Below are 13,621 nucleotides of genomic sequence, written 5' to 3'. Positions count from 1 at the left end.
GCAAGCTTTTTATTCCTGATAGAAATGAAACTATCTCCAAAATTTTGCCATAAAGTTGCCAAATTATTGGAATATTATGAAAAAAAGCTTATAATTTTATAGTTTTTGTCCGATATATACAGATAGAGATATTTATGCCTTTGGCATACCTACAGGGAGGAATTGACATGAAGAAGAAACATTATCTGCTAGCAGGGCTTTTCGTGCTTGTGGCGATAGCCTGGTTTTTGGTGGAACAGGGAGGCACGATGCAGGCGGCAGCTACTTATATGATTCGGATTGGTTCGGAGGCAACAGCAGGAAGTGGAGAATATGTGCTGAAGAGGAAACAGATATCGGCGACTTATACAGACAGCGATAACAATACGCCTTCAGTGGCAAAGATTAGATGGTCAATTAATGATGATAAGGTTTTAAAAATTGATGGAGCGGCAGATCAGCCATCAGTCAAGTTAATTGCACAGGGGGCAGGAACTGTAGATTTAACTGCAGAGATTGAGGCAAATGGTACAATCTCTACGACAACCCGTACGATTATCGTAGGCTATGCGATAGATGAAAATCCATTAAATGGATTTACTTTGAATAAAAAAATGAGTAGTGAATCAATTATGGCTCTTTCTGTAGACCAGAGTGGTACATTAGACTTTATTTTTCCTGCAACTGCGGGCATAACTTGGAGTAGTGCAGATTCCAGAGTTGTAAGTATGAAAGCTGATGGCTTTTCAGAGGAAAATGACAATGGTTATTTTAAGGCTATTGGTACAGGTAAGACTACGATTACTGCCTTTTATAAAAATGCAGAAGGAAAGCTGGCAAGTGTTTCTGTAGACGTATATGTGGGACCAAAGCTGAGCTACAATAATGAAGAGATTAAAAACAATATTATTGTAGAAAATGGAGATATTATTCATACAGGGGCTATTCTTAGTGATACCAACAAGGTTATTAAGGATAGAATTGAATGGGTTATTAAAGACTCTGGGGACTTGCTTCTTGGGGATTCTCTGACAACTCCGGTAAATTTAGTTTCTGCGTCTCCTTATGATTCTTATCTGACGGTCAATGCCAGGGCTGGAGAGTATCATATTGATGTACATACTGTTGGCACTTATAGTAAAGGGGCCGATATTGATAAGCTTCGTAAGACCTTTACACTTAGAGTAAAGGCAGCCTGCAGGGATTATGTTAATACAAATAGTATTTATTTACAGGTAGGAGATAATTATGATATTGCACAAGTATTTAACATGACTCCAGAGGATTTTGCGGAATGTTTCGAAGTAACAACAGTCGATAATCCGGCACGTTATACTTATAATGGCAAAGGCGTTATTACGGCAGAGAAAGAAGGAAAGCAAAATATTGAGATTAAGCTTAAGGATGGGAAAGCTCCTAAGTTACAGCAGTTAATGAATGATTCCAATATAGGAGCAGGAACGGTCTATAAGCTGGAGGTTAATATTTATGAAAGCTTCCAGCTGGATCGTAGTGCAGTAGCTTTAGCAGTAGGTGGAAGCGTACAGCTAAAGCCGGTTTATGGTATTATTGGAAAGATAACCTGGAGCTCTGAAAATGAAAGCTATGTAAAGATAGATCAGAATGGCATTGTTAAGGGTATCAAGGAAACCCAAGGAAACATTAAGGTAACTGCTGCGATGCAGCTTTCAGATGGACGTACGTTAAAGGCAAGCTGTTCTGTAACGGTTCACAAAACAGCAGAAAAAATTAAGCTGAGTGAAACAGATTTACGGTTACAAAATGGACAGAGCAGTACCATTACTGCGGCCTTTGTGCCGGACAGTATTACATCTATTCCGGGATTAAAGTGGATTCTTACGGATGAGGACATTGTAGATTTGGATGTGAATTCCAATAAGAGCGTGGTAGTAACGGCAAAGAAAGCCGGAACTACAATTTTGACCGCTGTAAATGAGGATAATTTTATTTCTGCCTACTGTACAATTACCGTGTTATCTCCGATTTCCAGTCTTAGCCTCAAGGAAGGAGAAAGTCTGACAATGAAGCTAAGTCAGGAGGCGATTAAGTTCCATGCAAAATATGACAGTGATGCGACTGATATTGGACTGAAATGGAGCAGTAGCAATACAGCAGTAGCTAAAGTCGATGAAACAGGTTTTACCGAGCTGCTAAGTGCCGGAACAACAGTAATTACAGTAATGCCGGAATGGAATCCTAATAATGTCATGGCACAATGTCGTGTGACTGTAGTACAGTCTGCAACTGCATTTGCTTTGAATAAAACGGCAATTACTCTGGAGGTGGGAGCGAAGGAAACATTAACTCCTGCTGTAACTCCGGATAAGGCAACGACAACTATTACCTGGAAATCCTTAAACAGTAAGGTGGCAACGGTAGGTAGTGATGGAGTTGTTACTGCAGTAGCTGCCGGACAGGCTTATGTTGTAGCTAATACGGAAAATGGTTTTGTAGATAACTGTCTTGTAACGGTTACTCAAAAAGCCAGTGGTGTGAAGCTGAGTGATTATAACGTCACTATAAATGTGGGTGAAAGCTATACGGTAACAGCTACACCAAATCCGACGACCAGTACGGAAACCAAGTTTACCTGGACTTCTAAGGATCCAAGTATCGCCACGGTAAAGGATGGTACTGTAACAGGTGTCTCAGCTGGTTCTACGATTATTTTGGTAAAGACAAAATCTGGTGATGTAGCCTACCTGTATGTGACCGTTAAAGATAAAGCAAAAGGCATGGAGTTAAATTACTCCACCAAATCAGTAGCAAAGGGTTCGTCTTTTACACTGAAGCCAATATTTACACCAACAAATACAAGTAATAAAAATGTTACCTGGACCTCTTCGAATACAGGAGTTGCTACGGTGAGTGAAAAAGGAAAGGTAACTGGTGTTAAGGGTGGTTCTGCCATTATTACAGCTGTTTCTGAAGATGGTGGTTATGTGGCTACCTGCCTGGTAACTGTAGTGCAGCCGGTATCTTCCGTAAAATTAAATCATACCAGCTATAAGCTTGGACTTGGCAAGAGTGTTACCTTAAAGGCTACCGTAACCAGTAATACTTCATCTAATCCGAAGGTAAAATGGACCTCTTCCAATACGAAGGTTGCAACCGTTTCTTCTACTGGTAAGGTAACGGCTAAAAAGCTGGGAAGCTGTACAATTACAGCCAAGGTAACGGATGGAACAGGTAAGAAAGCAACCTGTAAGATTACGGTTGTACGCGAGGCAACCAGCATTAAGCTGAATCGCTCTTATTTAACTTTGGTGACAGGCAAGAACTACAGACTGAAGGCTACCATTAAGCCAACAAATGCGACCTACAAAACAGTAAAATGGAGCTCTTCTGATACAGCAATTGCCCGCGTTGATGACAGTGGTCTGGTAAGAGGGCTTTCGGTAGGAAGCTGCAATGTCGAAGCAGCTGCAAAAGATAATAGTAAGAAATCAGATTTTTGCTATGTAGAGGTTATAGAACCGATTCCATCAACCAGTGTTATTGTTGCAGATAAAAATATGGTTATGATTCGTGGAGAATCCCAGATGCTAAGCTACAGCATTGTGCCATCCAATTCTACTGACAGTGTTAAATTTGCTAGTGGAAATAAAAATATTGCAACCGTATCCAGTAGTGGTAAGGTCTATGCAAGAAGGGCCGGAGCTACCAGTATTACGATAACCACCAGCAGTGGAAAACAGACAGTAATACAGCTGCAGGTCATTGGATTGAATAAGACATCGCTTACGTTGGAGCAGTATGATACAGAAACTCTTTATGTGGATGGAGCAACTACTGGAGTTAGCTGGTATTCAGCAAATCCGAGCATTGCAACGGTTGTTAACGGTAAAGTAGTAGGGCGTAAAAAGGGGACGACTACTATTTACGCAAAGGTAAGCGGTATTACCCTTGGATGTAAGGTTACAGTAAAAAATATTTCATAAGGCTGAAAGACAGGAATCAGAATACGAGAGATGCTCTGTTCTGGTTCCTGTCTTTGGTATAGAGATTAAAAGAGAAGTATATGATTAAGTCTATTGGGAAAATAAAGAATTAGGACTTGCTTTTTTTGAAAAATATGATAAAATGAGAAAAAGAACATATGTACTGGGAGGGGTGGCCTTGTTAGCAAATCTGCATGTTAAGAACCTTGCTTTGATTGATGAGGCAGATGTTGATTTTTCGGAGAAACTAAATATTCTGACTGGAGAAACAGGAGCAGGTAAGTCGATTTTAATTGGATCAATTAATATTGCACTTGGAGGTAAATTTTCGCAGGACAGTATTCGGAAGGGAGCAGAGTATGCTTTAGTGGAGCTGACCTTTCACATTGAGGAGAAGAGTACACTGGAGCGGCTTAAAGCGATGGATATTCCGCTGGAGGAGGATGGGCTGGTGATTATTTCCCGCCGCTTAAAGGGAAATCGTGCCGTAAGTAAGGTAAATGGAGAGACGGTGACCAGCAGTTTTTTAAAGGAGCTAGCGGGGGTTCTGATTGATATTCACGGACAGCATGAGCATCAGTCGCTTTTGTATAAGTCCAAGCACCTGGATATTTTGGATCGTTATGGAAAGGAGCGGACGGCAGCATTAAAGCAGCAGATTAAGGTGCTTTATGAGGAGTATGTAAGGCTCTTAGGCGAGCTTAATCAGAATCTAATACCGGAGGAGGAGCGTCTTAGAGAACTTTCTTTTATGGAATACGAGAAGAAGGAGCTGGAGGAAGCACAGCTTCGTGAAGGAGAAGAGGAGGAGTTAGAGCAGGAGTTCCGCAGATTGTCTAATGGTGAGGCGATTATGGAGGGGATGGCAGCTGTTTACCGGCTGACCGGTGAAGGAACTGAATCTGCAGCAGATAGTCTTGGACGGGCTGTTCGACAGATTAATAGGCTTACTGAGCTGGAGGACGGCATTGGTGATTTTGCATCCCGGCTTACAGAGCTTGAGGAGCTTTTAAATGATTTTAATCGCGATATAGCTGCTTATATGGAGGACTTTACTTTTGACGAGGAATTGCTTCACACGACAGAAGAACGTCTGAATCTGGTCCATGGGCTGATGGCGAAGTATGGTGGTTCCTATGAGCAGGTGCAGGATTATTATAAAAAGCTTTTACATAAGCTGGAAAGGTATGCGGATTACGAAAAGTATAAAGTAGAGCTGGAGAAAAGGAAGGCAGAGACGGAAGGGCAGCTATTAAAACTATGCGGACAGCTTTCTGAATTACGAAAGGAAAATGCCGCCATATTAAAAGAGGCGATAAGGAAAGCTTTAGAGGAGCTTAACTTTTTGCAGGTGGAGTTTGATATAGAATTTCGTCGGTTGGGACAGCCTGGGGCGAACGGTTTTGATGAAGTAGAATTTATGATATCGACGAATCCGGGAGAGGATTTGAAGTCCTTGGCAAGGGTAGCCTCTGGTGGTGAATTATCCCGTATTATGTTGGCGATTAAGTCGGTTCTGGCAGATAAGGATTCGGTGGATACGCTGATATTTGATGAGATAGATACTGGTATCAGCGGCCGTACTGCTCAGAAAGTATCGGAAAAGCTGTCCGCGATTTCCAAAAGTCATCAGGTCATTTCAATTACCCATCTTCCGCAGATTGCATCTATGGCAGATGACCATTATCTGATAGAAAAGTATAGTGAGTCTGAAGTGACACAGACCCGGATTCATTGCCTTACTGAGGAAGAGTCTGTGATGGAGCTGGCTCGTATGTTGGGAGGTGCAAGGATTACTGATGCAGTAATTCATAGTGCGAAAGAGATGAAGGAACTGGCCTCCGGGTTAAAATGAGTAACGATTATTTTTAAGAAAATAAGACATACTAAGACAGTGATAATTGACAGCAATTACCGCTGTCTTTTTTATTCGATAGGAAAGTGCGTCCTATCGAATAAAAAAAGCTCCGCTAAGGATCGCACTGCGGCGGCGTGGCAGATGTCGCTTTCGCGACCCGCTGTAGGCGGAGAAGTTTGCAAAGCAAACTCTTTTTTATTCAATAGGAAATAATCGCAGGAGGTTTGGCAATGAAATGTATTACCCGGTATCGTAGAGCCTTGATTGCAGCTTTAATACTTAATTTAGCTGCAATCGCATTTTTATATTTTAAACAGATTGATAATCAGATTCCCAATCAACTGTTAGTTTTTGAAAATGGTGAGATAGAGCTAAATTATAACCTACCAGTATCTGGAGAGTGGGAGGAAGAAGATGTAAAGGTTTTTAATAACCAAAAAAGCTTCAATTTTCGTGAACCTGTTTATATGCAGCTTAAAAACCAGGGAAGCTATAAAATTAATTTAAAGCTATTCGGACTCATCCACTGGAAAAACATGGAAATCAGAGTAATTGGAAAGGAACAGGTAATTCCGGGAGGTATACCGGTAGGAATTTATGTAAAAACAGATGGTCTTTTGGTTTTAGGAACAGGAAGAATAACAGGAACAGATGGGCTTAACTATGAACCAGCTTTAAATATTGTAAAAACAGGAGATTATATTGAAACAATAAATAATATGCCAGTAGAGAACACCAGAGATTTTCAGGAATTAATTGAGAATTCGGAAGGAAAAGAAGTTCTTTTAGGAATCCGCAGAAATGGAGAAAAAACAGAGGTCAAGCTTGCACCGGTAAAAGGAAATACAGGAGAATATAAGCTTGGAATCTGGGTACGTCAGGATACTCAGGGAATAGGGACTCTGACTTATTATACAAAGGAAGGGAAGTTTGGAGCTTTGGGACATGGGATAACAGATTCAGATACCGGAGAGCTGGTTGAAATTGAAGAGGGAGGAATATATCAAGCTAGTATTGTAAATATTGTGAAAGGAAAACAGGGGCAGCCGGGAGAATTGGTGGGATATATTAATCGAAGTACATCGGCTATACTGGGAGAATTAAAGAAAAATACAGCCTGTGGAATCTTTGGAACACAGCTGGAGATGGAGGATAGGGTGGAATATAATGAACCAATGGAGATTGCTCTGAAGCAGGAAGTAAAGCCTGGAAAGGCTAGCATTTTGTGCCAGATGGACGGCGAACTTGAAGAATATGAAATTGAAATTAAGAAGCTTCGTTATAATCTGGAAAATGCTAATAAAGGCATGGTAATTGAGGTTACTGACCAGACTCTTTTAGAAAAGACAAATGGCATTGTTCAGGGGATGAGCGGTTCTCCTATCCTTCAAAATGGGCGAATTGTAGGTGCAGTAACACACGTATTGGTAAATGATCCGACTAAGGGGTACGGGATTTTTATAGAGAATATGCTGGAGGAAAATTAAGGATTTTAGAACAGATTATTAACAGGAAAAGGCTTTTTCTGTGGAATTCTCTTTCTTCTTGTCGATTTCGCGACATCAAAACTAAAAATAAGGACTTGAAATTAAAAGAAAAGAGATATATAATCGCATTATGGTAATATTTTACAAACCAGGAAAAATAGAAAAGAGGGAAAAATTATCGAATTTGTAAAATATTGCTATGCTATAGGGAAAACAGGGGAAATGCACATTCAGAACTATATAAAAGGAAAATGGGAGGACAAAGTTATGTCAAAAATTAATGTTGCCATAGCAGAGGACAATGAAAAAATGGCGAATCTGCTAAAAGAAATTCTATCGGAGGATAAGAATATTGAGGTTGTTGGGGCAGTGTCAGATGGAGTAAAAGCCGTAAATATGATTCAGGAGAAAAGACCTGATGTGGTACTGTTAGACTTGATTATGCCAAAACTGGATGGATTGGGTGTAATGGAACAGGTTAAGCATAGTGGGAATATAAGTAAGGTTCCTTCTTTTATTATTTTAACGGCTATTGGACAGGATGCGGTAACAGAAAGTGCATTTGCAGCAGGGGCTGATTATTACTTAATGAAACCATTTGATGCAGGTGTGCTGCTTTCCAGAATTAAAACCATTCAGAGAGAAAGTCCCTTGAAAGAAGAGGAGACAGCAAAGGTTACAAAAAGGATGGATAAGGAAGCCTATAAAGAAAGGAATCTGGAAGCAGATGTGACAAATATTATTCATGAAATTGGGGTTCCGGCACACATTAAGGGATATCAGTATCTTCGAGATGCTATTATGATGTCTGTGGATGACGGAGAAATGTTAAATTCAATTACCAAGCTTTTATACCCAACGATTGCTAAAAGACATAAAACTACACCGAGTCGGGTGGAAAGGGCTATACGGCATGCGATTGAGGTAGCCTGGAGTCGTGGGAAAATGGATACAATAGATGAATTGTTTGGCTATACGGTCAGCAATGGAAAAGGAAAACCGACAAATTCGGAATTTGTTGCTTTAATTGCTGACAAGATTCGTTTAGAATATAAGCTGAACTATTAAATAAAAATATAAATTTATACTTTCATAAACCTCCTGTATATTGTATAATTATAGTTAAAGAATACATACAGGAGGGCTTTTCATGAAAAAAATACTTTTTGCAGCTTCAGAAGCTGTACCATTTATGAAAACAGGAGGCCTGGCAGACGTTGCAGGAACTTTGCCGAAGTATTTTAATAAGAAGGAATATGATGTTCGTGTTATTTTACCCAAATATCTTGCAATTCCATCGGAATTTAAGGAGAAGCTAGAGTACAGGACACACTTTTATATGGAACTAGCCTGGAGAAGTCAGTATGTTGGGATTTTAGAAATGGAGTATGAAGGTGTACATTTCTATTTTATTGATAATGAATACTATTTTGCAGGATTTCGACCATATGGATCTATTCATGAGGATATTGAGAAATTTGCATTTTTCAGCAGAGCTGTGCTTTCGGCACTTCCATTACTTGATTTCCGACCGGACATTATCCATTGTCATGATTGGCAGACAGGTCTGATTCCGGTATATCTTCATGATAGCTTTAGTGCAGGCGAATTTTATCAGGGAATTAAGACAATTATGACGATTCATAACTTAAAGTTTCAGGGAATATGGAATTTAAAAAAGGTTATGGATATTACGGGCTTAAGTGCGTATTATTTTGCACCGGATAAGCTGGAGGCCTATGGCGATGCCAACTATTTAAAGGGCGGTATTGTATACGCAGATATGGTTACGACAGTAAGTGAGTCCTATGCAGAGGAAATTAAGATGCCATTTTATGGAGAAGGACTGGATGGCTTAATTCGTGCCAGAAGCAATAGTTTGGTAGGTATTGTAAATGGTCTGGATTATGATGAATATAATCCGGAGACAGATACGATGATTTATAATCAGTTTAATATAAAGAATTTCCGTAAGGAAAAAATAAAAAATAAGAGAGCTTTGCAGAAGGAACTGGGACTGGCACAGGATGATAAGAAATTTATGATAGGTATTGTATCCCGTTTGACAGACCAGAAAGGATTAGATCTGATTGATTATGTAATTGAAGAGATTTGTGCAGAGGATACCCAGTTGGTGGTTCTGGGAACTGGAGAAGATAGGTATGAGAATCTGTTCCGTCACTTTGAGTGGAAATATCCAGAACGTGTGTCTGCGAACATTTATTATTCTAACCAGATGTCTCATAAAATTTATGCGGCCTGTGATGGATTTTTAATGCCATCTCTCTTTGAACCATGTGGCTTAAGTCAGCTGATGAGCTTACGCTATGGTACTGTTCCGATTGTTAGAGAGACAGGTGGACTCCGTGATACGGTAGAGCCATATAATGAGTATGAGAGTACTGGTACTGGTTTCTCTTTTACAAATTATAATGCCCATGAGATGTTGAATACCATCCGTTATGCTAAGAGTGTGTACTTCAATAAAAAACGGGAATGGAATAAGATTATAGATCGTGGAATGGCAAAGGATTTCTCATGGAACAGCTCAGCACGCAAGTATGAGGAATTGTATGATAGAATGTAAAATTTTGGGTTTATCGCAGGAATATGTTTGCAAAAAAATGCAAAGTAGATAGTAATTAATAAGAGAGAATTCTATAAAGTTTTATGTTTGATAGCTCGCTCCTCTTCAACTAAGAGCCAAGATATTCTAACGTAATCTCAGGAGTGCCTTCGATTACGAGAATATCTAAGCTCTGGATTTTCAGACTCGCTTCCGCAATATCAAACATAAAATCTTTATAGAATTCTCTCTTTTATTTACTGCAAGCTTTACTTTCTTTATAAATACATTCCTGCAATAACCCAAAATTTCATATCATTTCAGGGAAAGTTCTAACCTGGTAAAAACACCTACTATACTTTAATTTTTACTGGACTATAGGATTGTGTACATGACTTGGAATTTTGAATTGCAGATTTGTTGAATTTCAGGAGCCAAAAAAGAGTGTTGTTATTGTAGCGAATAAGCTATACGGAGAAGGGCTGATAATTCTTAAAAATGCATAGTCTACAGAGGCAAAAAACACGGAGGTTTTTTGAGCGGACTTGAGACAGGATGTCGAATGTCCGCGTACTCGTCACTTGTAATAAGCTATATGCATTTTTCTAGAATTATCGTCCTTCGTAGTCCTAGCTTAAGAGCTACAATAGCAATACTCTTTTCGTCTCTTGAAAATCAAAACAAATCTATAAATTCAAAATTTGAATAAAAACACATCTCTCTGGACAGACTATCGTTGTAAAAAAACGAAAATGGAGGGAAGTCTTATGAGCAATATCAGTGAAATGGAATTGCAGAATCTTCGTCATCTTCTTTTAGCCAGCGAACTGGAGGAGAAAAAGTATCAAAGCTATGCAGAAAATGCAAACGACCCGCAGGTAAAGCAGTTTTTCCAGAAATCAGCACAGTCCGCAACACAGAACAAGCAGCAATTTTTGCAGTATTTAAAATAGGAGGTAGGTAAGATGATGGACGAAAAAGTTATGGTAGCAGATGCGTTAAATGGAATTAACGGATGCCTGACTCGTTATGAGGAAATGATTACCCAGACAGAGAACCAGAATTTACGACAGACCTTGCAGCAGATTCGTAACCAGGCAGAGACTTCACAGTATGAGCTTTTTACAATCGCAAAGAATAAGGCATACTATGAGCCGGCAGCAAAGGCGAAGGAAGAGGAAATTATGCATGTGAGAGCTTTGGTTAACCCAGGCTGCAGCTGCAAATAATAGGATTTATAGCAGAATAAGGGAAAAGAAAAAAGGAGGATGGTCACTGTGTGAAAAAAAGGCGGAGACTATCCTCTTTTTCTGTTATTTTGCACAATGTGTTAAAAAAAGAACAAAATCCTCTTGAAATTTGGTGATATAACGGTTAAAATATACTTGAAATTTGTTGCGGTCCAAGCTGTTTGGTTCCGGGGCAAATAATTCTAATTTTAGGAGGAATTATATCATGGCAGTAAAAGTAGCAATTAATGGTTTTGGACGTATTGGACGTCTCGCATTCAGACAGATGTTCGGAGCAGAGGGATATGAAATCGTAGCAATCAACGATTTAACAGATCCTAAGATGTTAGCACACTTATTAAAATACGATTCATCTCAGGGCAGATATGCTTTAGCTGATAAGGTAGAAGCTAAAGAAGAGTCTATCGTAGTAGATGGAAAAGAAATCAAGATTTATGCAAAGGCAAATGCAGCAGAGCTTCCTTGGAAGGAGCTTGATGTAGACGTAGTACTTGAGTGTACCGGTTTCTATACATCTAAGGCTAAAGCCCAGGCTCATATCGATGCAGGTGCTAAGAAGGTAGTTATTTCCGCTCCGGCTGGAAATGATCTTCCTACCGTTGTATTCAGCGTAAACCAGGATATTCTGACAAAGGATGACACCATTATTTCTGCAGCTAGCTGTACAACAAACTGCCTGGCTCCTATGGCAAAGGCATTAAATGATTATGCTCCAATCCAGTCCGGTATCATGAGCACCATTCATGCTTATACAGGTGACCAGATGGTACTTGACGGACCACATAGAAAAGGTGATTTCAGACGTGCAAGAGCAGCAGCAGTTAACATCGTTCCTAACTCTACCGGTGCAGCAAAGGCTATCGGCCTGGTTATTCCTGAGTTAAACGGCAAGTTAATCGGTTCTGCACAGCGTGTTCCTGTTCCAACAGGCTCCACTACTATCTTAACAGCAGTTGTTAAGGGCAAGGACATTACAAAAGAAGGAATTAATGCAGCAATGAAGGCAGCTTCTTCTGAATCCTTCGGTTACACTGAAGAGGAGTTAGTATCTTCTGATATCGTAGGTATTACATACGGTTCTTTATTTGATGCTACTCAGACTATGGTTGCACCTATCGCTGATGACTTATATGAAGTACAGGTTGTTTCCTGGTATGATAATGAGAATTCTTATACAAGCCAGATGGTAAGAACAATCAAATACTTTGCTGAATTAGCTTAATTTGCGAATTTAGACCTATTAAGGGTCCGGTTCTTTGGACCGGACCCTTTTGCTTTATTTAGACTAAAAAAGGGAAAGGGGATTACAATCCATGTTAAACAAAAAATCTGTTGATGATATCAATGTAAAAGGAAAAAGAGTATTAGTACGTTGTGATTTTAATGTACCATTGCAGGATGGAAAGATTACTGATGAGAATCGTTTGGTTGCATCCTTGCCTACCTTAAAGAAGCTGATTGCTGATGGCGGAAAGCTGATTCTCTGCTCTCATTTGGGAAAGCCTAAGGGAGAGCCAAAGCCGGAGCTGTCTTTAGCACCGGTTGCTGTACGTCTTTCTGAGCTGTTAGGACAGCCGGTTAAGTTTGCAGCTGACCCAGAGGTTGTTGGGCCAAATGCAAGAGAAACAGTAGAGGCTATGCAGGATGGTGACGTAATTCTTCTTGAGAATACCCGTTACAGAGCAGAAGAGACAAAGAACGGAGAGGCTTTCAGCAAGGACTTAGCTTCTTTATGTGATGTATTTGTAAATGATGCCTTCGGTACTGCTCATAGAGCACACTGCTCCAACGTAGGTGTTACCCAGTTCGTAGATACTGCAGTTGTTGGATATCTGATGCAGAAGGAAATCGATTTCCTTGGTAATGCAGTAAACAATCCTGAAAGACCTTTTGTTGCTATTCTTGGTGGTGCAAAGGTTTCCTCCAAGATTTCTGTTATCAACAACCTGCTTGACAAGGTTGATACCTTAATTATTGGTGGCGGTATGGCGTATACCTTTATGGCTGCTTTAGGTGAAGAGGTTGGTAAGTCCTTATTAGAGGAGGATTACAAGCAGTATGCATTGGATATGTTAAAGAAAGCAGTGGAAAAGGGTGTTAAGCTGTTAATTCCTGTTGATACTGTAATTGCAGATGACTTCTCCAATGATGCAAACCGTAAGATAGTTGGCAGAGGAGAAATTCCTGCTGAATGGGAAGGCCTGGATATCGGACCTAAGACCTGCGAGCTATTTGCAGATGCTATCAAGGATGCTAAGACCGTTGTTTGGAACGGACCTATGGGTGCTTTCGAGATGCCAAACTTTGCAGGTGGTACGATTGCAGTAGCTAAGGCAATGGCAGATATTGATGCAGTAACCATTATTGGTGGCGGTGATTCTGCAGCAGCTGTTAACCAGTTAGGCTTTGGTGACAAGATGACCCATATTTCTACTGGCGGTGGAGCTTCCTTAGAGTTCTTAGAGGGTAAGGAGCTTCCTGGTGTAGCAGCAGCAAACGACAAATAATTCAAATCAATA

The 13,621-nt window shown here is 40.0% G+C and carries 9 protein-coding genes; all 9 read left to right on the top strand.

Annotation, left to right across the window (positions count from 1 at the left end; all coding sequences use genetic code 11):
- Positions 1-167 precede the first annotated feature (167 nt).
- Positions 168-3,941: an Ig-like domain-containing protein gene (locus ASU35_RS07770; protein ID WP_058352461.1), complete on the top strand. Its 3,774-nt coding sequence runs from the start codon at positions 168-170 to the stop codon at positions 3,939-3,941.
- Positions 3,942-4,113: 172 nt separating this feature from the next.
- A complete protein-coding gene (gene recN, locus ASU35_RS07765) occupies positions 4,114-5,796 on the top strand; it encodes a DNA repair protein RecN (RefSeq protein ID WP_341416526.1) in 1,683 nt (560 codons plus the stop codon).
- A 233-nt stretch (positions 5,797-6,029) separates the two neighbouring features.
- A complete protein-coding gene (spoIVB, locus tag ASU35_RS07760) occupies positions 6,030-7,286 on the top strand; it encodes a SpoIVB peptidase (RefSeq protein WP_058352459.1) in 1,257 nt (418 codons plus the stop codon).
- 267 nt (positions 7,287-7,553) lie between these two features.
- Positions 7,554-8,354: a sporulation transcription factor Spo0A gene (spo0A, locus tag ASU35_RS07755; protein ID WP_058352458.1), complete on the top strand. Its 801-nt coding sequence runs from the start codon at positions 7,554-7,556 to the stop codon at positions 8,352-8,354.
- Between the two features lie 82 nt (positions 8,355-8,436).
- Positions 8,437-9,873 (top strand): glycogen synthase GlgA, encoded by a 1,437-nt coding sequence (gene glgA / locus ASU35_RS07750; RefSeq protein WP_058352457.1) that lies wholly within the window; start codon positions 8,437-8,439, stop codon positions 9,871-9,873.
- Positions 9,874-10,619: 746 nt separating this feature from the next.
- Entirely contained in the window at positions 10,620-10,805 is a 186-nt protein-coding gene (locus ASU35_RS07745) for a hypothetical protein (protein ID WP_058352456.1), read from the top strand.
- A 12-nt stretch (positions 10,806-10,817) separates the two neighbouring features.
- Positions 10,818-11,081, top strand: a complete 264-nt coding sequence (locus ASU35_RS07740) for a spore coat protein (protein ID WP_423229974.1) — start codon at positions 10,818-10,820, stop codon at positions 11,079-11,081.
- A gap of 226 nt (positions 11,082-11,307) precedes the next feature.
- Entirely contained in the window at positions 11,308-12,324 is a 1,017-nt protein-coding gene (gene gap, locus ASU35_RS07735; RefSeq protein ID WP_058352455.1) for a type I glyceraldehyde-3-phosphate dehydrogenase, read from the top strand.
- 91 nt (positions 12,325-12,415) lie between these two features.
- Positions 12,416-13,609, top strand: coding sequence for a phosphoglycerate kinase (locus ASU35_RS07730; protein ID WP_058352454.1), 1,194 nt, complete (start codon positions 12,416-12,418; stop codon positions 13,607-13,609).
- Positions 13,610-13,621 lie beyond the last annotated feature (12 nt).

Origin of the sequence: Acetivibrio ethanolgignens, from assembly GCF_001461035.1 — a bacterium.
GTDB classification, from domain to species: Bacteria; Bacillota; Clostridia; order Lachnospirales; family Lachnospiraceae; genus Velocimicrobium; species Velocimicrobium ethanolgignens.
This window is presented reverse-complemented; position numbering and strand designations above follow the sequence as displayed.